24 protein-coding genes are annotated in these 26016 nt (G+C 36.5%); 11 read left to right on the forward strand and 13 right to left on the reverse strand.

The genetic code is table 11. The features are described from left to right. Positions 1-4: 4 nt before the first annotated feature. The 3 genes from NTX65_07345 to mfd all read right to left on the reverse strand — a co-directional run bounded on the left by NTX65_07345 (position 5) and on the right by mfd (position 4828). On the reverse strand, positions 5-868 hold the full coding sequence (locus NTX65_07345) for a DUF72 domain-containing protein (GenBank protein ID MCX6169135.1): 864 nt from the start codon (positions 866-868) through the stop codon (positions 5-7). Between the two features lie 87 nt (positions 869-955). Continuing rightward, positions 956-1390 carry a heme-binding domain-containing protein gene (locus NTX65_07350; protein ID MCX6169136.1) on the reverse strand — a complete coding sequence of 145 codons (435 nt, stop codon included), beginning with the start codon at positions 1388-1390 and terminating at the stop codon, positions 956-958. A gap of 63 nt (positions 1391-1453) precedes the next feature. After that, a complete protein-coding gene (gene mfd, locus NTX65_07355) occupies positions 1454-4828 on the reverse strand; it encodes a transcription-repair coupling factor (GenBank protein ID MCX6169137.1) in 3375 nt (1124 codons plus the stop codon). Between the two features lie 240 nt (positions 4829-5068). Between mfd and NTX65_07360 the strand changes: the two genes are divergently transcribed. From NTX65_07360 to NTX65_07390, 7 genes are all read left to right on the forward strand, one after another. Beyond that, complete coding sequence (locus NTX65_07360) at positions 5069-7558, forward strand: ATP-binding protein (protein ID MCX6169138.1); 2490 nt, start codon at positions 5069-5071, stop codon at positions 7556-7558. After that, the gene (gene pyk / locus NTX65_07365) at positions 7555-8982 is read left to right on the forward strand and encodes a pyruvate kinase (GenBank protein MCX6169139.1); all 1428 of its coding nucleotides are present in this window, start codon (positions 7555-7557) and stop codon (positions 8980-8982) included. The genes NTX65_07360 and pyk overlap by 4 nt, the downstream gene beginning before the upstream one ends. A gap of 24 nt (positions 8983-9006) precedes the next feature. Beyond that, the gene (amrS, locus tag NTX65_07370; protein MCX6169140.1) at positions 9007-10035 is read left to right on the forward strand and encodes an AmmeMemoRadiSam system radical SAM enzyme; all 1029 of its coding nucleotides are present in this window, start codon (positions 9007-9009) and stop codon (positions 10033-10035) included. 94 nt (positions 10036-10129) lie between these two features. Next, complete coding sequence (locus NTX65_07375; protein ID MCX6169141.1) at positions 10130-10648, forward strand: hypothetical protein; 519 nt, start codon at positions 10130-10132, stop codon at positions 10646-10648. Further along, positions 10645-11223: a hypothetical protein gene (locus NTX65_07380; GenBank protein ID MCX6169142.1), complete on the forward strand. Its 579-nt coding sequence runs from the start codon at positions 10645-10647 to the stop codon at positions 11221-11223. The genes NTX65_07375 and NTX65_07380 overlap by 4 nt, the downstream gene beginning before the upstream one ends. Positions 11224-11269: 46 nt before the next feature. Beyond that, complete coding sequence (locus NTX65_07385) at positions 11270-12424, forward strand: HAMP domain-containing sensor histidine kinase (protein ID MCX6169143.1); 1155 nt, start codon at positions 11270-11272, stop codon at positions 12422-12424. Beyond that, a complete protein-coding gene (locus NTX65_07390; GenBank protein ID MCX6169144.1) occupies positions 12403-12840 on the forward strand; it encodes a response regulator in 438 nt (145 codons plus the stop codon). The genes NTX65_07385 and NTX65_07390 overlap by 22 nt, the downstream gene beginning before the upstream one ends. Before the next feature lie 57 nt (positions 12841-12897). Here the strand turns inward: NTX65_07390 and ahcY are convergent, their stop codons facing one another. Genes ahcY through NTX65_07405 form a run of 3 tightly spaced genes read right to left on the reverse strand, consistent with a single transcriptional unit; the run spans position 12898 to position 16373 of the window. Further along, positions 12898-14217: an adenosylhomocysteinase gene (ahcY, locus tag NTX65_07395; protein ID MCX6169145.1), complete on the reverse strand. Its 1320-nt coding sequence runs from the start codon at positions 14215-14217 to the stop codon at positions 12898-12900. Between the two features lie 17 nt (positions 14218-14234). Continuing rightward, positions 14235-15377, reverse strand: coding sequence for a methionine adenosyltransferase (metK, locus tag NTX65_07400; protein MCX6169146.1), 1143 nt, complete (start codon positions 15375-15377; stop codon positions 14235-14237). An 18-nt stretch (positions 15378-15395) separates the two neighbouring features. Further along, positions 15396-16373: a sugar phosphate nucleotidyltransferase gene (locus tag NTX65_07405; protein ID MCX6169147.1), complete on the reverse strand. Its 978-nt coding sequence runs from the start codon at positions 16371-16373 to the stop codon at positions 15396-15398. 166 nt (positions 16374-16539) lie between these two features. Between NTX65_07405 and NTX65_07410 the strand changes: the two genes are divergently transcribed. The 4 genes from NTX65_07410 to rseP all read left to right on the forward strand — a co-directional run bounded on the left by NTX65_07410 (position 16540) and on the right by rseP (position 20711). Beyond that, the gene (locus tag NTX65_07410; GenBank protein MCX6169148.1) at positions 16540-17487 is read left to right on the forward strand and encodes a nitronate monooxygenase; all 948 of its coding nucleotides are present in this window, start codon (positions 16540-16542) and stop codon (positions 17485-17487) included. Positions 17488-17626: 139 nt separating this feature from the next. After that, positions 17627-18112 (forward strand): hypothetical protein, encoded by a 486-nt coding sequence (locus tag NTX65_07415; protein ID MCX6169149.1) that lies wholly within the window; start codon positions 17627-17629, stop codon positions 18110-18112. Positions 18113-18156: 44 nt separating this feature from the next. Further along, a complete protein-coding gene (locus NTX65_07420; protein ID MCX6169150.1) occupies positions 18157-19302 on the forward strand; it encodes a 1-deoxy-D-xylulose-5-phosphate reductoisomerase in 1146 nt (381 codons plus the stop codon). 8 nt (positions 19303-19310) lie between these two features. Continuing rightward, complete coding sequence (gene rseP / locus NTX65_07425; GenBank protein ID MCX6169151.1) at positions 19311-20711, forward strand: RIP metalloprotease RseP; 1401 nt, start codon at positions 19311-19313, stop codon at positions 20709-20711. A gap of 60 nt (positions 20712-20771) precedes the next feature. Here the strand turns inward: rseP and NTX65_07430 are convergent, their stop codons facing one another. From NTX65_07430 to NTX65_07460, 7 genes are all read right to left on the reverse strand, one after another. Beyond that, entirely contained in the window at positions 20772-21464 is a 693-nt protein-coding gene (locus NTX65_07430; protein ID MCX6169152.1) for a TonB family protein, read from the reverse strand. Between the two features lie 222 nt (positions 21465-21686). Beyond that, entirely contained in the window at positions 21687-21986 is a 300-nt protein-coding gene (locus NTX65_07435) for a GIY-YIG nuclease family protein (GenBank protein ID MCX6169153.1), read from the reverse strand. A gap of 241 nt (positions 21987-22227) precedes the next feature. After that, a complete protein-coding gene (locus NTX65_07440; GenBank protein ID MCX6169154.1) occupies positions 22228-22977 on the reverse strand; it encodes an energy transducer TonB in 750 nt (249 codons plus the stop codon). A 7-nt stretch (positions 22978-22984) separates the two neighbouring features. Continuing rightward, positions 22985-23458: a hypothetical protein gene (locus NTX65_07445; GenBank protein MCX6169155.1), complete on the reverse strand. Its 474-nt coding sequence runs from the start codon at positions 23456-23458 to the stop codon at positions 22985-22987. An 18-nt stretch (positions 23459-23476) separates the two neighbouring features. Continuing rightward, positions 23477-24766 (reverse strand): tetratricopeptide repeat protein, encoded by a 1290-nt coding sequence (locus NTX65_07450; GenBank protein ID MCX6169156.1) that lies wholly within the window; start codon positions 24764-24766, stop codon positions 23477-23479. A 15-nt stretch (positions 24767-24781) separates the two neighbouring features. Then, complete coding sequence (locus tag NTX65_07455) at positions 24782-25309, reverse strand: RNA polymerase sigma factor (protein MCX6169157.1); 528 nt, start codon at positions 25307-25309, stop codon at positions 24782-24784. 67 nt (positions 25310-25376) lie between these two features. After that, the gene (locus NTX65_07460) at positions 25377-25967 is read right to left on the reverse strand and encodes a hypothetical protein (GenBank protein MCX6169158.1); all 591 of its coding nucleotides are present in this window, start codon (positions 25965-25967) and stop codon (positions 25377-25379) included. Between the last annotated feature and the right edge of the window lie 49 nt (positions 25968-26016).

Genomic DNA, 26016 nt, shown 5'->3' on the forward strand with positions numbered 1-26016 from the left:
CGATTTATATGTTATTTAAAAGAAAATTAATTTTTTGAATTGTTAACGGCGCAGAGCCCTCATAATGATTATTCACGTTCAAATAAACATCCACATTCCGTTCCAGAAGTTCTTGAACCATCAGGACAACCTGTTCAAGCTCTTTATCTTTCGGATCAAGAATTTTATTCCATTCTCCGCCCGAGCGGTTTTCAATTCCATGACGGTCTGTTCCGTGCAACCGGATAATTACATAATCTTTTATATAATCTTTGTATCGTTTGTAAATATCAAATATCGACGGCATGAAATACCCTTGCAGAAAAACATGCCCCAGTTTATGTTCCCTTATAAAACGGAAATAGTCTTCGTTAAGATAGTCGGGATTTCTGATCTCAATCGAAAAATCAAATCCTTCCGGAAGCTGCTTAACAAACTCACGCATTAAACCTTGGAATTCGAATTGCGATTTCATTTTATCTTTGTTCAAGTACTCGAACTGAAACATCAACGGTCCAAGATTATCTTTCATCGGCTTGATGATATTTATAAATTCAGAAAGGAGATCATGCGAAAGAAAATGAGGATTAGGAATCAGAGAATCAGATTTTTCGGCTTTGTAAAGGTGGGTTAACGAAATACTATTCGGAATTTTGATTGTGAATATAAAATCATTCGGTACAGAGATTCTGTATGCCTTAACAACGTCATGTTTTGGAAGTGTAACCTTATTAATTCCGTGCAAAGACCAAAACCATTGATCAATTTCAACTGTGTTGAAATGCTGTGAATATTCTTTGAGATAGTTGATTTTAGGCTCGTGTGAGTAAACTATTCCGCGCCATGAATCGTATTTCCAACTGCATGTTCCAATTTTTAATCGGGACATTTTTTCTTTCTAAGTTTATTTAATGAATCACAACAAAAACAATTCGAGAAGGATCTACTTAAAAATATACGGCAGATACTTTCACGATCAGTAATTAGCGCTTTGCAGCCACTTCTTAAGAGAATTTTTTTGAGTTATTTCCAGAGACGCACCCGGATGTAAATAAACATACTTACTCAAAGGCATTTCATCTTGGCTTATCTCTTCCCAAATTTTCTTTTTTAGCTCTTCTCGTTTATCACTTAAGAGAGTTCCCCATTCAGAAAAATTTAAATGTTTCCTCCCGTCGTTCACATCATCTATAATCATCCAGGAAATTGGCGCGACCTTGCTGTACCACGGCCACTTGGTTTGATTTGAATGACAGTCATAACAAGATGTTCTAAAAATAGTTTTTATTTCCATTGGAGCTTCAAGATCTGCTTTCACCGGAGGATTAGTGCGGTCAACTTCTATATATTGAATTCCAATGAATGCGAGAACAAGTACCACAAACACTGTTCTGAATATCATTCGTCTCATATATCTTTCCTGAATTAATTAGTTTAATATAAAAAAGAATAGTCAGAAATAAATTGATAAAGTTTATGAAATGACTTCGATCACTTCTTTGCAAAATTTAATTAAGAAATTCATTGCGGCTTCCGGTGAATTAAATTTGTTATTCATCTCCAGTTTTAGAACTTCTTTCACCTGAACAAATTTAATCTCTTTTGAGTAATTCGAATTGATGTATGTCAACAACGGCACAAATCTGTTCTGATAGAAATTTTCTCTTTCATTTTTAGGAAGAATAATAATGATCCGGTTGTACTGAACAATAATCCGTTCAAGGAGAGCAAAGGATGCATAGAATCTTAAAGTCGCCGCAAGTATTAGCCGTTCAATGTTGGGAGGAAGCTTGCCGAAGCGGTCAATCATTTCTTCTTTGATTTCGTCAAGCTCTTCAATTTTTATCATTGAGAAGAGTGCAGTGTAAAAACTTAACCGGTCTGCTTGATCCGGCATAAATAATTTTGGAATTCCAATTTCGAAGAATGTATCAATTGTGGGTTCGGAACGCTCCACCTGACGCGGCAAATCTTTAAAGACCTCCTTAAACTCGTCCTGTTTCAATTCTTCAACTGCTTCATCAAGAAGTTTGAGGTACATATCGAACCCGATTGAATCAATGAATCCGCTTTGTTCTGTTCCAAGTAGATTACCCGCTCCGCGAATTTCAAGATCACGCATTGATAAATTAAATCCTTCGCCAACATCTGTATATTCCTCAATAGCCTGCAAACGCTTAACTGCTTTTTTTGTAATTGAATTTAGAGACGGAACAAGAAAATATGCATACGCCTGCCTGTCGCTTCTCCCAACTCTTCCGCGGAGTTGATGAAGTTCCGCAAGACCAAAACGGTCCGCACGGTTAACAATGATTGTATTTACATTCGGTATATCAAGTCCGGACTCAATTATTTTTGTTGAGATAAGCATGTGATAATTTTTATTTAGAAAATTGTGAATCACTCTTTCTAGTTCAGATGGTTTCATCTGCCCGTGAGCAATACCGATTTTTATTTCCGGAATATATTTTTGAACATAGGCAGCAATTTTTTCAATTGATTGAACTCGGTCGTGAACAAAATATATTTGTCCGTTACGTTTAATTTCATTCAGAACCCACTCCCGTACCTTGTGAATATCGAACACATCAACCTTAGTATAGATTGACTGGCGGTTTGGCGGCGGAGTTGCAATGATTGAGAGATCGCGTGCGCCTAGCAGCGAAAGGTTTAGGGTCCGGGGTATCGGCGTTGCTGTCAATGTTAATGTATCAACATTAGCTTTTAGTGAACGCAATTTTTCTTTTGCCATCACGCCAAAACGATGCTCTTCATCAATGACAAGTAATCCCAAATCTTTGAAGAGAATATCTTTTGAAAGAAGCCGGTGAGTTCCAATTACCAAATCAACTTGCCCATTCTCAAGTTTTTTCGAAATTTCTTTTTGCTCTGCTTTTGTCTGAAACCGTGATAGAGCTTCAACTTTAACCGGAAATTGCGTGAGCCGATCTTTAAATGTGTTGTAATGTTGCTCAGCAAGAATTGTTGTGGGGACTAAAAGAGCGACTTGTTTTCCATCATTGATTGCTTTGAACGACGCGCGCACTGCAATTTCTGTTTTACCAAAACCGACATCACCGCATACCAAACGGTCCATCGGATTTTCACTTTCCATATCCCGTTTTACTTCTTCCGTTACTTTTGTTTGATCCGGAGTATCTTCATAAAAGAATGACGCTTCAAGTTCTTTCTGCCAAATTGAATCGGCACTGAATGAAAAGCCCTGTGCGGATTTTCGTTTTGCATAAAGTGTAATAAGCTCTTTTGCGGCTTCTTTTATTTTCGCTTTTACTTTTTTCTTTGTGGATTTCCACTCACCGCCTCCGAGAACTGTAAGTTTTGGCGGAGCATTATCTTGTGATGAGAATTTTTTTACAAGAGAGAGATAGTTCAGATTGACATAAACCACTCCGCCTTCAGCATATAAAATTTTGATTGACTCCTGTTCAACTTCACCAATTTTAATTGTTTCAAGACCGACGTACTGCCCAATTCCAAAATTTACGTGAACTACATAATCGCCTTTCTTAATTGACGCAAAATCTTTAACGCGTGATTTTTTATACTTCGCTTTCGAAGAAAGTTTTGTCCGGTACGGTTTGTTAAAAATTTGATAATCGGTTAATAAAACTATATTGCTGCTCTTTGCTATAAATCCATTCTTAACAGCAAGTTCTACAATTTTAATTTTGCCCGATTCAAAAAGTTCTGTAAGTGCTTTGTTATCCGGTGCATTAGCCGGTTTAAATTCCGAGAGCAGTTCATATAGACGTGAGCTTTGCAGTTCGTTTTCAACTGCAATAATCACTTGATAATTTTTGTTTGCGTATTCTTGAAGAAAATTATGGAGTAATTCAAAATTAGAATTAACCACCGGGGCTTCAGTTAAATGAAGTTCTATCCGTTCATCATATTGACCAATTGCATCTTCTATCAACCATCGCGCGTTTTTCTCGAATAATGATTCTAATAAATTATTCTTTCCTTCTTTTCTTTCTTCCTTCTTTCCTTCTTTTCTCTTTTCCCTTTCATCATTTTCGTAAAGCTCTTCTTTCAGATCTTCATCAATTTCTTCTTCGATTGTTTCTACTTCATCGGAGATTTTCTCTACAAAAAGATTTTGCAATTCATAATTGGAAGCGAAGACGAATGGATTGTCGAGATAATCAAAAATATCGCTTGAATTTTCTTCTTCGGATATAATTGAAGCTGCCACCGTAACCGACGTAAGTTTATCGAGCGAGCGCTGTGTTTCCGGATCGAAGTGCCGAATTGATTCAAGAAAATCACCGTCGTATTCAAGCCGGCATGGCTGCTTTTCGCTGTAAGACCATAAATCAATTATTGAGCCGCGCACTGCAAAATCGCCCGGATTTTCTACATACTTATCGCGGTTGTAATTAATTGTATTAAAGTAATCGATGAGGTCATCGTACGTTAAGTTGCCGCCGATTTCAATTTTTGTTGTGTTTTTATCTATCGCGTTCTTCGACGGTAATTTTATTTTCAACAGATCGTAAGTTGAGACCAATATAAAGTGTTGCCGTACATTTAAATCAGTTAGCTTTTCTTGTAATACTTCCGCACTCAAATCATCAATGCCAACAACAAGATTTTCAAAGCCAAGAATGCTCAATTCAACTTTTGTTTCATTTACGGATTGAATGCTCGGACACAAAAGGACTATCTGCTTCGCTTTTTCAGAAATTGATTTTATAAAAAGAGATCTTGATGAGCCGGCAAACGGCGAGACATAGATTTTTTCTCTTGGTGTTCCGGCAATAATTTTTGCTTTTAATTCATTAAGAGATTGAAGCGAATCAATAATAATTTCAGCAGGTGATTTCATTTTTTCTTTCTTTAAAATACAGTTATCCCTTTCTCTCTATCTCGCGAGGGAAAAGGTTTTTCGTAAAAACAACTAGCTAAACATAAAACCTTTCACTTCAAATTGCATACAAGAACTTACAGCAACGATAAAATCAAATTAATCTGGCGAATCAATTTGTTTCCGTTATCCCTACACCTTTCATAAATTTTATATTATTTTAGAAACGGATTTCCATCAACTAATTCTAGGAAATTATTTATGACACTTCTTAAAGCCCGCAATTTGAACGAGTTAAAATCAGAAGAATTAAAATGGACTTGCGATACCGATGTATTTGATTTTGAGAATACAAAAAATGTTAAACCGATCGAGGGAATAGTAGGACAGGAACGCGCGTTGAAAGCCTTACGGCTCGGTGTTGAATTGAAAAGCCCAGGCTACAATATTTTTATTACCGGTCTTTCAGGCACGGGTAAATTCACTGCAATAAAACAGATGCTGGAATCAATAACACCGGATTGTTCTAATCTTTATGATTACGCATATGTAAATAATTTTAAAGATGAAGACAGACCAATGCTGCTGCAGTTTCCAGCCGGACAGGCGAACAAATTCAAAAAAGATTTATCGCGCTCAATTAAATTTTTACAAGAAAAAATTCCGCAGTTGCTCTCCGCCGAGCCATTTGCGAAACAGAAGAAACAAATATTCTCTGAATTCGGCAAAATACAACAGAGGATGATGACGGAGTTCGAAGAAAAACTTAAAAAAGATAAATTCACTCTCGGTCAAGTTAAAGTGGGTGAACTTGCCCGTCCCGAAATCTTAGCTCTGGTTGATGAACAGCCCGTTTTTGTTCAACAGCTCGATGAACTAATTCACACGGAAAAAATCACAAAAGAAAAAGCAGAAGAGATTGTTACAAAATATGCTTCTTATCAGGATGAACTTCAGAGAGTTTTCAGAGAAAGTTTAAAACTCACACAGGACTTCCAAGAAAGAGTAGCAAAACTTGAGGGTGAGTTTGTTAATGAATTTATAGCACTCACACTTGAGGAATTGAAGAAGAAATATAAAATTCATTCCGTTAAGGATTATTTAGACCAGGTTCACGAAAGTATTCTTATTAATCTGGATGTATTTAAAGGACAGAAACCGGCTCGCGAGGAAGCCGACGGCGGAGTTATAATTGATTATCTGAAAGAGTACGAGCTCAATATCATACTCGATAATTCTCGTACAAAAAAATGTCCGGTAATTGTTGAAACATCGCCAACATATAATAACTTATTCGGAACAATTGAAAAGTATAGTGACGGAAAAGGCGGCTGGTACGCAGACTTCACAAAAATAAAAGCCGGTTCCTTACTTCGTGCGAACGGCGGATATATAATTATCAATGCTATGGACGCTTTTGGAGAACCGGGCGTTTGGAAAACTCTCAAACGCGTTTTACTATTTGGACAATTAGAAATCCAAGACGTTGCCAATCTTTATCAACTATCACCCAGCATATTAAAACCGGAACCGATTGACGTTGACACAAAAGTAATATTGATTGGAAACAGTTATATCTATTCAATGCTCTCTTCGTACGAAGATGACTTTAATAAAATTTTTAAGGTTAAAGCCGATTTTGATTATGAGATGAAACGTTCGGAATCTACTATGACCGAATACGCGATGGTCATTAAGAAATTAATTCAGATGGAAAAACTCTTAGAGTTCGATAAATCTGCAATAGCAAAAATTATTGAATATGGCGCTCGTTATGCAGGTGAGAAAAATAAACTGACTACTCGTTTTGCATACATCGCGGATCTAGTACGCGAAGCTTGTTTTTGGGCGCGCGACAACAAACAAAAAATGGTATCAAGTTTTCATGTTGATGAAGCATTCAATTCCTCAAAAGAACGGCACGGGCTTTATGAATCCAAACTTTCTGAAATGATTAATGATGGAACAATACTCATAGATACAGATGGAATGCGTGTGGGAACAATCAATGGACTCGCTGTTTACGAAAGCGGAAAATTTGCATTTGGAAAACCAACACGAATTACTGCGTCTGTTTCACTTGGTACCGGAAATATTATAAATGTTGAACGGGAATCCGGATTAAGCGGAAACACTCACAACAAAGGTGTGTTAATAATTTCCGGCTACTTCAGAGAAAATTTCGGTACACGCATTCCTCTTTCATTTACGGCAAGTTTGGTTTTTGAACAAGGATATGGAATGATTGACGGAGACAGCGCATCAATTACAGAAATCTGCGCTCTTCTTTCCGCCCTTTCCAATATTCCGCTCAAGCAATCTTTTGCAATTACGGGATCTGTAAATCAAAAAGGAGAAATTCAACCGATCGGTGGTGTGAATGAAAAGGTTGAAGGATTTTTCGATGTCTGCAAATCGAAAGGATTAACCGGTAAACAAGGCGTGGTAATTCCCGCACAGAATGTTAAAGATTTAATGCTCGATGATGAAGTGGTTGATGCGGTGAAAAAAAATAAATTCCATATCTATGCCGTAAGAAAAGTTGAAGAAGCTGTTGAAATATTAACAGGAATTCGCGCGGGCACAAAATTGAAGAATGGTAAGTATGAACCGAATACCGTCTTTGGCGAAGTTGAAAAAGAACTTACATCAATGAGAAAAAGATTACGTCCTGCCGAGAAGAAAAAAAATAATTCCAACGCAAAAGAAAACGGCGAGTCAAAATCACTCAAGAGTAAAAAGAAAAAATGATAACAAAATTCGCAAAGACGAAAATACTTGCTACCATTGGACCGGCGACGGATTCAATGGAAAAATTAGAAGCATTAATAGATGCCGGATGTAACGCGTTCAGACTTAATTTTTCTCACGGTAATCTGGAATATTTCGAAAAGGTTTTTAATTCTATAAATGAATTATGCATTTCAAAATCACTTCCAATTCCTATTCTTATTGATTTACAAGGACCTAAAATTAGAATCGGTGAGTTAGAAAAACCGGAGATAGAAATATTCGACGGAAACAAAATTGAAATAACAAATGAAAAAGTAATTGGAACGGCGCAAAAGATTTCTACTTCATATTTACCACTGCCGACGGATGCGGAAATAGGAGATAGAATTTTAATTGATGACGGTCTGATTAATTTAAAAGTTATTTCGAAAACCAAAACATCTGTAATATGCGAAGTAGTTAACGGCGGAATCTTAAAGCCCAAAAAGGGAATGAATCTTCCCGGTATGAAACTCAGTTCTCCATCCGTCACCGAACTAGATTTAGTCAATCTTGAATTCGCTTTGAAGCATCGTGTTGATTTTATTGCTCTCTCTTTCGTTAGAAACGCATCGGATATTTATGATTTGAGGAAGTGGTTAAAAGACCGCGGTTTCGATAAACCGATAATAGCAAAAATCGAAAAGCCGGAAGCAGTAACAAATTTTGAAAGTATTCTAATTGCCGCTGACGGAATAATGGTTGCAAGGGGCGATCTTGGTGTTGAGTTAAAACCATATGATGTTCCGATTATTCAAAAAAGAATTATTAAAAGATGTAACGAGTTAGGAAAACTTGTTATAACCGCGACTCAGATGCTTGAATCGATGGTGAGTAATCCCGTTCCGACCAGAGCCGAAGCATCCGATGTAGCGAATGCGGTTTGGGATGGAACCGATGTTGTAATGCTCAGTGCTGAAACATCCGTCGGAAAATTTCCAATGCAAGCTGTAAAATTAATGGGAGAAATAATTCTTAACGCCGAACGCGCTTACGAATTTGATAGAGAAATAAATTTTGCTCAACCCGAATTTATTGAGGCAAATCTATTCGATTCCATGAACAAAGGAATCTGTTCGATTTCCAAACAAATTAATGCAACGGCTATTGTTGCATTTACAGCTAAAGGGAATACTCCAAATAGTCTTTCGAAATTTAGACCGCACTCAATTATTATTGCCGTGTCGGATAGTTTTGATACAATGAATAAACTCTCTTTAAAATGGGGAGTGCTCTCTTTGTATTGTGAAGATATTAGCAACAGAAACATAGCCGCTGAGATTGTCCGCAAACAAATTCTTGAAGAAAAGATTGTTGCACCTGGCGATTTAGTTATATTTACAGAAGGCGGACTTAAGATTAAAAATGTACGTGAAAACTGGATTCGATTCGAAGTAATTTGATGGAATTTTTTGATTGGATGTGTTATGGATTTACAAACAGAAAAATATCATTCCGCACTTTGGTGGAAAGAAGCAGATAATGGAAAAATTCTTTGCACACTTTGCCCGCGTTATTGCACAATCGGTGAAGGACAAGCTGGTTTTTGTTTCATCCGCCAAAATATTGACGGCAAACTTTACTCAATCGGTTATGGCAAACCTACAGGATTTGCAATCGATCCGATTGAGAAGAAACCTCTTAACCATTTTCTGCCCGGTACAGAAATATTAAGTTTTGGAACTGCAGGCTGTAATCTCGGCTGCAAATTCTGTCAGAACTGGTCGATCTCTAAATCAAAATTGGATAGTGTCCGCTCACTCACTGCATCTCCTGAAGATGTTGTAGCCCTTGCTAAAAAACACAAAGTCCCTTCAATAGCTTACACATATAATGACCCGGTAATTTTTGGCGAGTACGTTATTGATATTTCAAAACTTGCTCGTGAAGAAGGAATTAAATCAGTAATGGTAACCGCCGGTTACATTGATAAAGAAGCTCGGAAAGATGTTTATAAATATATTGATGCCGCTAATGTTGATCTGAAAGCATTCTCAGAAAATTTTTATCACAAGTTAACTTTCTCACATCTCTCCGATGTTTTAGATACTCTAGTCTGGCTTAAAAACGAAACAAATGTATGGTTTGAAATAACCAATTTAATGATTCCCGGAGAAAACGATTCTGAAGAAGAAACTAAATTAATGTGCGAATGGATTCTAAATAATCTCGGAGATGAAGTTCCGATTCACTTCACAGCGTTCCATCCCGATTTTAAAATGATTGAAAAAAAAAATACTCCGGCGGCAACATTATTAAACGCAAGAAAGATCGCTTCAAATATCGGGATTAAATATTGTTATGTCGGAAACATTCATGATAAGAGAGCACAAACCACGTATTGCCAAAGTTGCGGGAAAGCTCTAATTACCCGGGATTGGCACTCAATATTAACCAATAATGTGACAGAGAATAGATGCCCCTACTGTAAAGCTCAAATTCCCGGTTTTTTTTAAAAAATAATTTGTTGAATGGTGGTAAATCTATATATTATAAACGCTATAATTGGGTAATTATGGCGAATGTCAAAAATAACAGCCAGGAGATTGTATGAAAAAATTATTATTGTCATTTATCCCTCTTTTACTTCTATTAATACTGTTCTCTTCAGTTTCTAACGCACAAGGCAAATTAGGCGTAATTGGAGCAATGTTCGATAAAAGAGAAGCGAATATCTTATTCGGTAAAGTTATCGGTTCGCTTACAATAAGCGTAGCTGATTTGCAAGCCGCACTTGATAAAGGAAAAGATTATATCTTAATAACTGTAAAAAATAACCAGGTTGTTATACGAAACGAAAAGAGGGACTTTTTATCCAGAGAACGTGTTGATATGGGTAGAGATGAAAAAATGTATATGTTCAGTAAAAGCATGATACGAGATTTATTAAAAGCTAAAAAAACGGGTAAGCATGGGACTTCTGAATTAGGTGCAAATACAATGAGTACTTCTGCAACTGCTTCAGACCTTATTACGGTAGAAGTACGAGCTTCTGTAATTTCGTTATCTTATGGTGATGCAACGCTTGAAAGAGCAATGGACTGTCCACCATGGTGTCCTAACGAATGACGACGGTTGACGTTTCGAAAGTACTGTTTTTTACAAGTATAATTGTCTGGCTCCTACCGCCGTTTAAACAATTTAAAGGAAAGTATTTCCTTTATTTTTTAATCTTAGCATTCATGGATCCTATCAACTTATTGTTTTTTTTTGTTTTAAAATCCCCACTGCAAAGTCAAATTTCAATTTTGCTTGATTACTGTTTACTACTTTCATTAATCGAAAAAAAATTACTTAGAAAGTATTGGATCTGGGTTCTTTTAATTACTCCGGCTTTGTTCTCACCAACCATATTACATCTTAAGGGAAATGAGATAACATTGGTCCGAATATTATTGGAAGTAGGCATTACATTGATCATTCTCAAAAATTTAATTACTAACTATGTTTCGACTGGTAGGTTAAGTTTGTTTCTTGTTGTTTTTCTCTCTTTTGAATTCACAAATATTGCAAAATTTTCAAATCTTTTATTCGGGTTTGCTGATGCCTTTGCTTTTTATATACTTACAACAATCGTCCAGATCATCTTTGGACTCTTCTTTTCAGTCTATACCGAAAGCGATAAAACCGGAGTCTCTGTTTAGTATAGAGAATCCGCTTTTGCTTTCGTTATTGATGATAATAATTGTTATGGCGGTAACGTTTATTTATTACCGCTATATAATTATACCAATGAAGAAGAAGCACCTTGAAGAAGAAAAAAACCTAAAGCTGGAACAAGCTGAACTGATGGCTCTTTTCGCATCACTTTCCCCCGACCCGGTTTTCAGATTTGACCCGAGTGGATTAATTATACTTGCAAACAATTCCGCACACAATATTTTACCGGGTAAGAATCTTGTGGGAGACCAAGCTCAAAAAGTACTCCCATTTGTAAACGATCACGATATAAAAGAAGTTATTTCAAATAACCTTACAATCAGCGATACTGCACTCTTAGGCGGAAGATATTTTCAATTCATTATTGAAGGTGTCTCAAAATTTCAGGTCTGCCAGGTTTACGGACGTGATATTACCGATCTAAAAAATACCGAACGCGATCTTAAGGAAGCATTGATAAGAGCTGAAGACGCCAAACGGATGAAAGAATTTTTCCTCGCACAAATCTCTCATGAAATTCGATCTCCTTTAAATGTTATAGTTGGCTATTCGGATTTATTAGCAGATGAATTAAAAGATGAGAAGAAGGATGAGTATACGAATATTCTGCGTTCGATGAAGAATAACAGCAAACGTCTCTACAGAACTTTTGATCTTCTGCTTAATGTATCCCAGCTTCAAACCGGCAGGTATGATGCCCGCTTTGAATTGGTAGATCTTCATTCGCTATTGAAGACTCTTCAAAATGAATTCTTGTCGATGGCGGAAGAAAAAAATCTCTCTTTAGAATTAACCAATTCAATCAATGAAGAAGTTTCAGTAATTGTGGATCATTACGCATTAGCTCAAATTTTTATGAATTTGTTTGATAATGCAATTAAATACACAGATAAAGGATGGATCAAAGTGAACATTTACCAGAGCGGTCCATCTGTTTGTGTTGATGTTTCAGATTCGGGGAAAGGAATATCAAAAGAATATATTGACAAGCTATTTATTCCTTTTACTCAAGAGGAAATGGGATATACCAGACGTTACGACGGTACCGGTCTGGGTCTTTCCATGATTAAAAGCTTTATAGATATTAACAAAGCTAAAATAAAAGTAAAAAGTGAAATAAATCACGGAACAACTTTCACAGTAATCTTGAATGGAGAAAAAAGATGGGGAACACCACGGACATAAAACCGAAACTTCTTATTACTGAAGATGATTTCGAGAACCAAAAATTTCTTCAACTATTTCTCAAGAAATATTTCATAGTTGATATTTGTGATTCCTCTGAGTCTTTCTATGATTTAATGGGTAGAGAAAAATACGATATCATCTTGATGGATATTTCTATCAAGGGAGATAAAAACGGTCTCGACTTAACGAGAGAGATGAAGAGCAATCCGGATTACTCACAGATTCCGGTGATTTGCTACACAGCCCATGCTTTTAATAAAGACAGAATAAATGCACTTGACGCAGGCTGTGATATTTATTTGAGCAAACCATCGGATATTCACACCCTCCTAAATGCACTTTTTGATTTGTTGAAATTGAGAGGTAAATACTTTTTAGGATCAAGTGCTTCTCAGAATTTTGCTACTACTTAATACAAAAAAACCTCCGCTTCACGCGGAGGTTTTTTATTTTCATCTCTACACTATTTCCTAGTATCTGTAATAATCAGCTTTATAAGGACCTTCAACTTTTACTCCAATATAGTTTGCCTGCTTCTCATTCAGAACATCTAACTCAACACCTATTTTATCCAAATGCAATCTTGCAACTTGTTCATCAAGATGTTTAGGAAGCATATAAACTTTATGCTCGTACTTATCGGAATTATTCCAGAGCTCGAGTTGAGCAAGGACTTGATTTGTAAATGAATTAGACATTACAAAAGAAGGATGACCTGTTGCACAGCCAAGGTTAACTAATCTTCCTTCGGCTAGAACAATTATATCTTTTCCATCAATTGTGTATTTATCCACCTGCGGTTTGATAGTGTCTTTTGTCTTTCCATAATTTCCATTCAACCAGGCCATATCAATTTCATTATCGAAATGACCGATATTGCAAACAACCGTTTTATCTTTCATCAACCGGAAATGTTCTTCGGTAATAATATCAACATTGCCTGTAGCGGTAACAATCAATTGTGCACGCGGGATTGCATTTTTAATTTTCTTAACCTCATAACCATCCATCGCTGCCTGCAAAGCACAGATCGGATCAATTTCAGTAACAATTACGCGCACGCCCGCACTTCTTAATGATTGAGCGGAACCTTTTCCAACATCGCCATAACCGGCAACTACTGCAACTTTCCCAGCCATCATAAGATCGGTTGCTCTGCGGATTGCATCAACCAATGATTCACGGCAGCCATACTTGTTATCAAATTTTGATTTTGTAACCGAGTCATTAACGTTGAACGCAGGAATTGGAAGAGTTCCCTCTTTTACTCTATCGTATAAACGATGAACACCGGTTGTAGTCTCTTCAGAAATTCCTTTGATGCCGCCGACAAGTTCCGGAAATTTATCGAGAACCATATTTGTTAAATCACCGCCGTCATCTAGAATCATGTTTAATGGTTTTTTATCATCGCCAAAAAATAATGTTTGTTCTATGCACCAATCAAATTCTTCAAGACTCATTCCTTTCCAAGCAAATACCGGAACACCCGCAGCGGCAATTGCGGCAGCTGCATGATCTTGAGTTGAAAATATATTGCAAGAAGACCACTGAACTTCAGCACCCAGTTCAATTAATGTTTCTATCAGAACTGCGGTTTGAATTGTCATATGGAGACAGCCGGCAATTCTTGCATTTTTGAGAGGCTTTATTTTACCGTATTGTTTTCTTAACGACATTAGTCCCGGCATTTCTGCTTCTGCTAATTGAATTTCTTTTCTTCCCCATTCTGCCAGTGAAATATCTTTTACTTTATAATTTAAAGACTTCGTTTCCGCTGCTTGACTCATTTTGTTCCCTTTTTTTATTATAAATATTTTTTGAACGTAGGCACAAGATCTAATTGTTCCCAAGTGAAATCTTTATCATTACGTCCAAAGTGACCGTACGCAGATGTTTTTTGATAGATTGGTCTTCGAAGTTTAAGACGCTCAATAATTCCGCGCGGTGTTAAATCAACTTCTTTTTTTATCATGTTCGCAATTTGTTTGTCGGAAATTTTTCCCGTGCCCCTTGTATCGACAAAAATTGAAACCGGTTCTGCAACACCAATTGCATAAGCGACTTGAACAAGACATTCTTTTGCAAGACGGGCTGCAACAACATTCTTTGCAATATGTCTGGCTGCGTATGTAGCGCTTCGATCAACTTTTGAAGGATCTTTACCGGAGAATGCGCCGCCTCCGTGTGGAGCCCATCCGCCGTAAGTATCAACAATAATTTTTCTGCCGGTCAAACCGCTGTCACCATGAGGTCCCCCAATTTCAAATCTTCCGGTCGGATTTACAAAATATTTCGTTTTGCTGTCTAAATATTTTCCAGGTATAACTTTTTTAATAACGTGTTTAATGACATCATCTTTAATTTTTCTCTGGCTCACATCTCCGTCATGCTGAGTTGAAATAACAACAGCGTCAACTCGTAATGGTTTATGATTATCATCGTATTCAATTGTTACTTGAGATTTAGAATCAGGTCTTAAATACGGCATCAATTTTAAATTTTTCTTACGAATATCAGCAAGACGTTTCATAAGTTTATGCGCATATACTATTGGCATGGGCATATATTCCGGCGTTTGATCACAAGCAAATCCAAACATAATTCCTTGGTCGCCGGCGCCGCCGGTATCAACACCCATTGCAATATCCGGGGATTGAGAGTGGATCGCATTTAATATACCGCATGAATCAGCATCAAATTTATATTCGGCTTTTGTATAACCAATTTTCCGAATTGTAGTTCTAACAACTTCCTGAACGTCAACGTAAGCGTTTGTTGTAACTTCGCCGCCTACTACAACTAGTCCTGTAGTAACAAAGGTTTCGCACGCTACACGGGCTTTAGGATCTTTGGTAAAGATTGCATCTAATACACCGTCGGAAATCGCATCGCAAACTTTATCGGGATGCCCTTCAGAAACGGATTCGGATGTAAATAGGTAAGACATTTATTCCTCTATTTAGTTTTAATTAAATTCTATTTCGGATGAATCACCGGTATTCAATTTTTTATAATTACTATTTACAATCGCATTGCTTCCAATTATAGAGTCTTCTAAAATAACTCTCCCAATCTTTGCGCCGGGACTAACAATCGAGTTACGAATGATCGCGTCGCAAATTTCACAATTTTCAGAAATTGTTGTGTATGGTCCGATCACAGAGTTTTTAACATTTGCACTCTCGGCTATAAATACCGGATCGTTTATAACAACATTATCTATCATCCGATTCGTTCCACGTTTAGTCAATAAATATTGATTCGTGGATAGGAGCGTTTCGGGTTTTCCGCAATCGTACCAACCTTCAACCGGAAATGTAGTAATCTGTTCCCCTTTCTCTATCATAATTTGAAGTGCATCCGTAAGCTGGTATTCGTCCTTTGTTTTAATATTCTTCGAAAAAAGCTCGTTTAATGAGTCCACTAATAATTTTGTATTCGCGATGTAATACAAACCGACAAGAGCAAGTTTGGAAATCAATTCTTTCGGTTTTTCAACTAGTCTAATAATTTTTCCGTCTTCGCAAACAGCAACACCAAAACGGGAAGGATCATCAACTGTTTTTACGCCAAGTGAACTTACTTTTTTTTTAAGAACGGGTTTCAAATCAACATCGAATATTGTATCGCCGAGAATAATGAAAATGTCTTCACCCTTAAATGTCGGAACCGCAATCTGTATCGCGTGGCCAAGTCCCAGCATCTCTTCTTGGTGTACAAAGTCGGCCTGAAGAGCAGGGTAATTGTTTTCAACATACTCAACAATCTGCTCGCCCAAATACCCGGTTATAAAAGTTGCTTTGTTAATTTTTTCATCAAGCAGCTTTTCAATGATATGCCCAAGAATCGGCTTCCCGCCTACATTGAGTAGAACTTTCGGAAGTGAATATGTATGCGGCTTTAATCTTGTGCCAAATCCGGCTGCAGGAATGACGGCTCTCAATCTTTTCCTCTTTATTAAAATAAGCGGTGGCAATTTAATTAATAGGTGTACGTTTATCAAACTATACACATGATTTACAACTTTTAAATACATGTCTTGGATTTTGACTTTTGAATTTTCCATTTTGGGTATGCTGAAAAAGTTTACAATCATTTAATGGATTAAAATGAAAGTTAGAAATCGAATTACGGAGCTTTTCGGAATTACATATCCGATCATTCAGGCAGGAATGGTTTGGGTGAGTGGTTGGAAACTTGCATCGGCAGTATCAAACAATGGCGGATTGGGATTGATCGGTTCCGGTTCGATGAAACCTGATCTTTTGCGTGAACATATTCAGAAATGTAAGGCAGTAACCAATAAACCTTTCGGCGTAAACATTCCATTATTGCGAAGTGATGCTGCTGATTTGATTAAGGTTGTTATTGAAGAAAATGTCAAAATAGTTTTTTCGTCTGCGGGTCATCCCGGAAAATTTATTGATGAGTTAAAAAAGAATGATATTACTGTCGTTCATGTCGTGCCTTCAGTTAAGTTTGCACTCAAAGCGGAAAGTGTTGGATGTGATGCAATAGTCGGAGAAGGTGTTGAAGCCGGCGGGCATAACGGCGCAGATGAGATTACAACTTTTTGCCTGATCCCTCAACTTGCCGATGCATTGAAAATTCCAATTATTGCCGCAGGCGGAGTATCCGACGGACGGGGAATTCTTGCAGCTTTATCTCTTGGAGCAGAAGGTGTTCAAATAGGAACACGATTTGCGGTTACTGAGGAATCATCCGCTCACTCTAACTACAAACAGAAAGTTGTTCACGCAAAGGATAACGATACAATTTTGGTTTTGAAGAAAATAGGCGCCGCGCGAATGATCAAAAATGAATTTACTGCAGAAGTTAATAAAGCAGAATTAGCGGGTGCGGATGAAAATCTTTTGAAACAATTGCTCGGCGAAAAACGGGAACGCCTTGGCATCTTCGAAGGCGATGAATCGAATGGGATGATGGAAGCGGGTCAAGGCGCCGGATTGATTAGAGAAATTATTCCGGTTAAGGAATTGATGGAAAAATTGCTAATTGAATTTGACGAAGCTTTAGAAAGACTAAAGCTAGTTTGATTCCAAATTCAGCTATCAAATAAATTTTGGTAACCGAAAAGTTGAATAGTTTTTTTCAAGTCTGTTCTCTTCATCCATAAATTCATTCAATGACACTTTTTATTATATTTACCCTAGTTAATCTTGAAAGGAATAGCTAATGGATTATATGTTGATTTCAAAATTGCATGCCGTTTTTGCTGGTATATGGCTTATAAATATGCTCACCGATTTTCTCTTAAAGGGATATGTAATTTCCAATAAGAAGAAAGCCGGAGAGAAAAAATTCATTCATCTTTATCTAACGTTCGCGAATTTGTTCGGTATGATTGGTGCTCTTGGTATTTTAATTACCGGAATTATTTTGGTGGTGAACAATCCGGCTTACGGTTTTTTCAATATGAGCTCAAACCACTGGCTTGCAACAAAACAAATTTTAATGGTTCTGCTTTTAATTATTCTTGCCGGGTTTATTATTCCGACTGCAAAAAAAGTTAGAGCCGCAATTGGGAAAGACCTGGAAAACCAAAGTGCGGTGAGTGAAGACGGCTACAAAAATCTTCATAAACTTTTTAAACTGAACATGTCAATCAACATAATCGTTTTGATAAATTTTCTGTTGGCAATTACTCACAGACTCTTTTAACTGTTATTTACCAGCTCATGAATTAATGCATGAGTTACAAAAAAATGAAGAAAATTTTAATTTTAGGATCTACCGGCTCAATAGGTGTAAACACACTCGAGATAGTCCGTTCATTCCCTCAAGAATTTGAGATTACCGGTCTAACTGCCAATACTAATATTGAACTGCTTGAAAAACAAATAGAAGAATTTCATCCAAAAATTGTTGCGGTTAGAGATGAATTAAAATCGAAAGAGCTTAAACAGAGAATTGGAAACAAATGTGAAGTCCTTTCCGGGAATGAAGGATTGCTGGAGATAACAAGACGCGGGGATTACGGCATACTTGTCTCTGCAATGGTAGGATTTGCCGGATTAGCACCGACCATCGAAGCAATCAATCTGAATAAAAGAATTGCGCTTGCCAACAAGGAAACGCTTGTTACAGCCGGACAAATTGTAATTGATCTTTGCAAAAAATATAACTCGGAATTAATCCCTATTGATTCGGAACATAGTGCAATCTTTCAATGTTTGAAGGGAGAAGAACAAAAAGAGATTCAAAAAATAATTCTTACGGCATCTGGCGGACCATTTTTAAACAAAAGTGAGAACGATCTTAAAAAAGTAACTGTTGAAGAGGCTTTAAAACATCCTAATTGGAAGATGGGAAATAAAATAACAATCGATTCTGCAACAATGATGAATAAAGGTCTTGAAGTTATAGAAGCGTTTTGGCTTTTTAATTTGACTAAAGAACAAATTGAAGTGATAATTCATCCTCAATCTATAATTCATTCAATGGTTGAATTTATAGACGGTTCAATCAAAGCACAGCTAAGTTCACCGGACATGAAACTCCCGATTATTTATGCTTTGAGTTATCCTGAAAGATATTATTTTAAGCATGTTCAAACTGACTTTAGGAAAATAAATCAATTGACGTTTTTTGAGCCGGATTTTGATAAATTTGCATGCCTTAAAATTGCTTACGATGTTATAGCAGAGGGCGGAACTGCTTCCTGTATTCTTAATGCTGCTAATGAAGTTGCGGTTGAAAAATTTCTTTGCGGAAAAATTAAATTTATTCAAATTCCGGAAATGATTACCGAAGCACTGAACAAGATTGACAATCATAAAGATGCCGATCTTGAAACAATTGTTGAATGCGACTTTAGAACAAGAGAATTTCTTCTAAAAAAATATAATTAAAGGATCGAATGGAATTTCTAAAACACATATTGGATAATGTAGTAAACTCTGCGGATTATTTTCTCTACTTCATTATCACTATTGGAATCTTAGTCTTTGTACACGAGTTTGGACATTTTGCTGCAGCCAAACTTTCCAAAATGCGTGTTGATGTTTTTGCAATTGGATTCGGACAAAGATTATTCGGCTGGAATAAACTTACGGGATTCACATTCGGCAACCTTCCAAAAGATTTTGACGGACAAGGAAACACAGATTATAGATTATCATTACTTCCACTCGGCGGTTATGTAAAAATAGCCGGTATGGTTGATGAAAGTTTCGATACCAAATTTGCGAACACGGAACCAAAGCCATACGAATTCAGAGCGAAGAAAACTTTACCAAAGCTTTTTGTTATAACAGCCGGCGTATTGATGAATTTAACTCTTACTATTATGATCTTCTGGGGAATTAATTTTTTCCATGGTAAGGAAGTTCCAAAATCCGTAACGGTTGCAAAAATAGATCATGGAAGCGCCGGGGAAAAAGCAGGCTTTCAAGCATATGATAAAATCTTATCCATAAATGGAGTACCGGTTAAAGATTGGGAAGAAGTAGTTAATAATATAGTACTCAACAATCAATCAAAAGATATTTCTGTAAAAGTAGAAAGAAACGGTGCAGAAAAAAATATTTTCATTTCTAATAAATTTATCACGGAAAATTCTCAAAAGAGATTTTTTCTATTCCCTTATCCCACTACCCAGCCATATATTGTTGAAGTGATAAAAAATTCTCCGGCTGAAGATGCGCAGATGAAGGCCGGCGACACTATTCTATCAATAAATAATATACATATTAATGACGGTGAACAGATAAACGAAATTGTAACTTCGAATAAGGAAACAAACCTTCCGGTGGTTCTCCTTAGAGGAAAAGATACTGTCCGCACTTCAGTGAAACCTGCCGAAGATGGAAAGATCGGTATTAGTCATTCGGTTGCATACACAGGCGAAATTGAATACCGTACTTATAGCTTCTTCGGTTCAGCTACTCATGCCTTTGCTGATGCTGCTCAGTACACAACTCTAACTTTCAGCATGTTGAAAAATGTTATTACAGGAAAGATTGCATTTAAGCAGGCATTTGGCGGACCAATAAAGATTGCCCAGATTGCAGTTAAATCGGCTGATACGGGAATAATTTCGTTTCTACTTTTCTTAGCGATGTTAAGTTTGAGTTTGGCAATAATAAATATTCTTCCGTTCCCGGTTTTGGACGGTGGACATTTTGTTATTCTTCTTCTTGAAGGAATTTTCAAGAAAGAACTTCCAATTAAAATTAAGATGGTAATTCAGAATATAGGATTTGCACTTCTTCTTATTTTGATGGCGTTTATAATCTACAACGATGTAATCAGTATGTAATTTTTATACGCAGGCATTCGAGGTTTCAAACTCATGTAAGCCTCGAATGTTCAATTCCTTCTACAACTTAAAAACCAGCGATATCGTTAGCTGAACTTTAACAACTTTACCTTTCATTCTTCCGGGTCGAAATCTTGAATTCATCACCGCAGCAATCGCGGCTTCGTCGCAGCCGCTTCCAATTCCTTTTATTACTTCTGCCCGTCTTACCGAACCGGATTCATCAATGAATGCTTTTATAATTACTTTACCTTCAACTTTATCCCGGCGCGCTATTGGTGGATAAACTATTTTTTTTTGAATTGCTTCAATGCCGCCGCTTGGTTCAGGCATCATATCAACGGCAACATAATATGTCTCATCAACAACTTCTTTTTTCACTTCAGCTTTAGGCGGCTCAACTTTTACATCTCCTTGTGTACCGGTTTCTTTCGGCACTTCAAATTCGCTGACCGCCTCTCCTTTTTTAGCGGCTACAGGTTTGCCAAAATTCGGTTTCGGTGCATTTATTTTTTCAGTCTGTGGTTCATTTCTGATGATTGACGGCGGCGGACCGAGCTCTGCATATTTGAGAATCCTAATTTTTATTCCATTCTCCGGTTCGTATTGCCCTTCCGGCTTAATAATAATATAAAGAGCAATAACAATGAGATGAAATATTATCGCTGCAATAAAACCAATGAAGTAGTTTTTCTTATAGATTTTCTTAAGCTCAAACGCGCCGTATTCGGTATTTGGAATAGATGTTTTCATATTTATTAATAGTCAGTTATTTAAAGCGAAGACGAAATGCGCTAGAGAAAGATAAATTGCAGTTTCTCATTCCTCGTCTCTGCTCGGGATGACTAAATTTATTTGAATACAAAGTTAGAAACGGGGTGAGTGATTAGCAATTTCAAGTTGTGCAAGTTGTGCAAATATAATCCAACTGTCATGCTGAGCGGAGACGAAGCATGACCAAGGGGTTGCGTGATCCTAGTTTTTATTCTTAGAATGACTTTCATTTTTGCATTCTGCTAACTCGTGAAGCAAATTAAAATCGGCTCTGATAAGTGCTTCCTTTTTTGCTCTCGACCATCCCTTAATCTGTTTTTCTGCAGCTATTGCATCTAAAGGATTACTAATTTCTTGCGAGAAAACTAACTCGACGGGCAATCTGACAGAAGTATATCCATCATGTGCACCATATTGATGTTCAGTTATTCTTCTTTCTAAATTATTAGTTACACCGGTATAATAACTTCCATCTGCACATTTTAGAATGTAGACCCACATTCCTCGTCTCCGCTCGGAATGACTTTTCCCTTTTGGAACAAAGTTATTGACAGAGCAATTAATTATCAATACGAATTTCATAATGTGGAGATGTAATAACACAGAATTAAGTTCGGTTTCTGCTCATTGTCACTCTGATTCCAAGGTTACCATATAAACTCCAAGTCGCGCTGTCATGTTGAGCGAAGACGAAACACAAAAAAAAGAGCGAACCGAAGTCCGCTCTAAGAGAAAAGAAATATTATTTTTTCTTTTCACCTTCAAGTGTAAACTTATACGGTACTACAACCCACACAGGAATTTTTTCTCCCTTGTTAACTGCTGCAGTAAATTTTGATTTCATTATCGCGTCCATCGCCGATTGATTGAAAATGTCATTATCGCTTTCAATTACCATCGCCTTTTTAGGAGTTCCTTCTTTATCAATAAGAACTTTTACAAATACTTTTCCCGTAATATTATTTTTTTTGGCTTCTTCCGGATAAGCCGGCTTTGCAAATTCGATTGGTTCTGGCCCTTTCTCATACTCTACTTTTGCATCTGGATTAGGTTCTTCATCAGAAATATTCGAAGGTGCTTGTATACCAGGAGAAACTATCTTTGGTTCATTCTCATTAAAACTCAGTTTAAAAGCAATCGGAAGAACAACCCATACTTTTATTGGTTTATCTTTTAAAATAGCTGGCGAGAATTTTGCCTTTTTCACGGCTTTCAAAGCTGCTTCATCAAGCATATCCTTAACTCCTTTTTCAACTTTTGCTTTCACAACATTTCCCTTTTCGTCAATCAGAAGTTTTAGATAAACAGTTCCTTCAATACCGGCAAGTTTTGCTAATTTGGGATATTCCGGATTCATTTTAGAAATCAGTTCCGGTGCTTTATCTACTTCTATAAATCCCGTTTCATCTACTTTTTGCAATTTTGCTTTTTGCTGGGCGTACAATCCGGCAAAAGAAATTAATAACAGAATTAAAATCATTTTCGTTTTCATAATTACCTCACATGGTTGGTCTAACTACAATTTGTTTTGTTCTTAAATATGCACCCGTAACTTCAACAGGAGGAATTGCATTCATTATAAGTTCGAGCTTGTCGTTCTGTTTTTTGACTTCGCGCGTTAAATCAGAAAACTGAACTTTATAATCTTCCGACCTTGAATAAAAAATTATTGTAAGAATCAGAAGTATAACTGTGAATGAATATGTAACTGCGTTGAAAACTTTTCTATATATGAATGTTTCTGTCTGTTTTCCCTCTATCTTTTCTATCGAGCGGAGAATTTTTTCATCAAGCTTACCCGGGAATTCTTCTACAGAGTTTGTCAAACCGCTTTTAAGCGCATTCAACTTTTTAAAGTATTCACGCCCTTCCAAATCTTGTGAAAGCATTGTGAACATAATTGGTTCTTTCCCCTTTTCAAGTTCACCATCGAAGTAAAGATCGATCATAGCAATAATTTCGTTCGTGGACATAGCATAACTCCTTTTCATTTATCTTCTTTTCAATTCTTTAATTCTTTTGTTTGCAAAATTCACTCTTTCAGTTTGCAGTGAATCATCCGCCGCAAGTTCTATCACTTTTTTATAAGCGAGATTTGCATTCTTCCAATCCATCAGCTTATCATTTATTAAAGCGATATAAAATTGTGCGTCAATATTTTCCGGAGAATATAAAAGTGATTTCATATAAGCGGCTTTTGCTTCTTTATAATTTTTCTTCGTGTAATACACCGCACCAATCTGATTATAAATATTCCCGATTTTATCTACCGGCATAAGTGATAATGCTTTCTGAAACGACTCGATCGATTTTTTAACTGAATCCATCTTAGCGTATGTGTAGCCGATATTTATAAAGTAAGTCGGATTATCATCAAGCGAAGCAGCCATTTTATATGCCCTAACCGCTGAAGCATAATTATTCATATTGTATTGAACAAAGCCAAGGTGATCAAAGTAGTTTGCCTCGTTGGAATCAAGAGCAACTGCTTTTGAATATTGGTTTGCCGCCTCGCTGTATAAATTCAGCCGTTCATAACACATACCGGATCTGAAATAAAAATCCGCATTTAGCGGACGGAGTTTTATAGCCATGCTGTACAATGCATTGGCATCGTAATATTTCTGCAAATTAAATTTGCTCGAGGCAAGCAAACTTATTGCCGGAAGATATTCTTGATTCAAAGCGACTGAATGTTCCAGATGTTTTATTGCCGGTTCAGCAAGATTAGGATTTTGAGAAAGCGTCATTGAATAGCCCAAGTAATAACTACTCAAAAAATCATTACTGTTAATTGTTACAAGCCGAGTGAACATTTCGATCGCTTTCTCATAATCTCTCGAATCGAAATATAAAAGTCCAACTTCATTGAGAGCCGTTACATTGTTTGAATCGATCTTTATTATAGTTTGGTAATTATCAATTGCTTCGTTTGTTTTACCGAGTTGCGAAAGCGTACGTGCTAGCTGAATTTTATAGCCATTATGATCAGAAGCCAATTCAACTGCTTTTTTGAAATATTGCGATGCTTTAATAGTCTCGCGCAGATTATTAAAGGATAAGCCGATATAAAACAATTCTTCGGCAGAAAGTTTTTCAAAATCCGCATCATTATAAAGCATTACAGCTTTTTTATACAAACCTTCATTAAAATTTTTCTTGCATAGTGTAAGAAGACTATCGCTGTAAGCATTTTTAATTACTTGAGCATGGCTTACATTCAATACCGGAGTGACTAAAGATAGAATCATAATTAACGTTATAGATATTTTCTTCTTCATTTTAATTTTCCCCCTTTAGAAACAAACAACCTTTGAAAGTTTATGAATTAACTTTTGCCGTGTTTTGTACAATCGGCTTTTAACAAGATCTTCGTCAATTTTCATTACATCGGAAATTTCTTTGTAAGAAAGTCCGCCATATTCTTTTAAGAGAAAAACATCACGCTGTTCAATTGATATTTTATCAAGTTCATTCATGATCATCTCATTCAATTCTTTTACCTCAAATTCATCTTCAATTTTTACTAAAGAATCAATCTCAATTTCATCACTGTCCAGTACTCCGAATTGATCCACATGTGTACTTTTTGTTCTGTAAAATGTATAGATCGCATTTCGTGTTGCTGTAAAAAGCCATACATCAACACGCTCGGAATTCCGGATTTTGCTCATATTCTCAAAAAATTTCACAAAAACATTTTGAATTATATCCTCACATGTCATTTTATCGCCGAGCATTTTACGCGCGTAATTATAAAGCCTGGTTTTATGCTGATTGTAAATCAGCGTAAACTCAACGATATTTTTTGCCGAATCGCTCAAAAGATGTTCTTCCTTTACTTAAAGATGCTTAACAGGCAAAAATGTTGCCTGCCGGAATAAAACTTTTTTAATCTATTGAGGAAAGAATCGAATTCTGAATTTTGTAAAGTTCTTGAAGGTTTTGTGTTTTGACCGGAATAGCCGAGAGTTCATAATACTTCGAACCGTAACTGAATACTACAACACGAATTAACCGTTTTGAGCTGTCTTCATATTCATAAGCGGCAAATTGTTTTTTATTGATTTCGAAAATCTCTTGGTTGGAAAATTTTTGAATAGACTTGCCGAATTTTGCTTTTCTGAATAATTCGCTCAATCTTACTAATCCGTTAATCTCATCACTACTGATCTCTTTCACCGTTGCAGAATCGAGATTTAGCGTAACAAAATTTAATGTGGCGGAATAATCATCTTTAATTAACCATAGATCAATCAAATTGTTTTCATTTTCTTCTGCTGTGAACCAGCCTTGCGGAATTCTAATTTTGAGTTGCAAAGTTTTTGCCTCGGCTATCTCCTTTGTTAGAGGAGAATCAGAATCGTACATTGAAGAACGGCTGACTGCACACGATGTTAGAAGCAGAATAGTAAAAATTATCAGCCCGCGAATTACATCGTTAGCTAATCGAATTGAAAAAATATTTTTAACGATCTTCATTTTTATAAAATTTTGAATTGAATTGTGCTTAGAAAAATACGAAAAGATT

This window comes from Ignavibacteriales bacterium (genome assembly GCA_026390795.1).
Taxonomy (GTDB): Bacteria; Bacteroidota; Ignavibacteria; order Ignavibacteriales; family Melioribacteraceae; genus Fen-1258.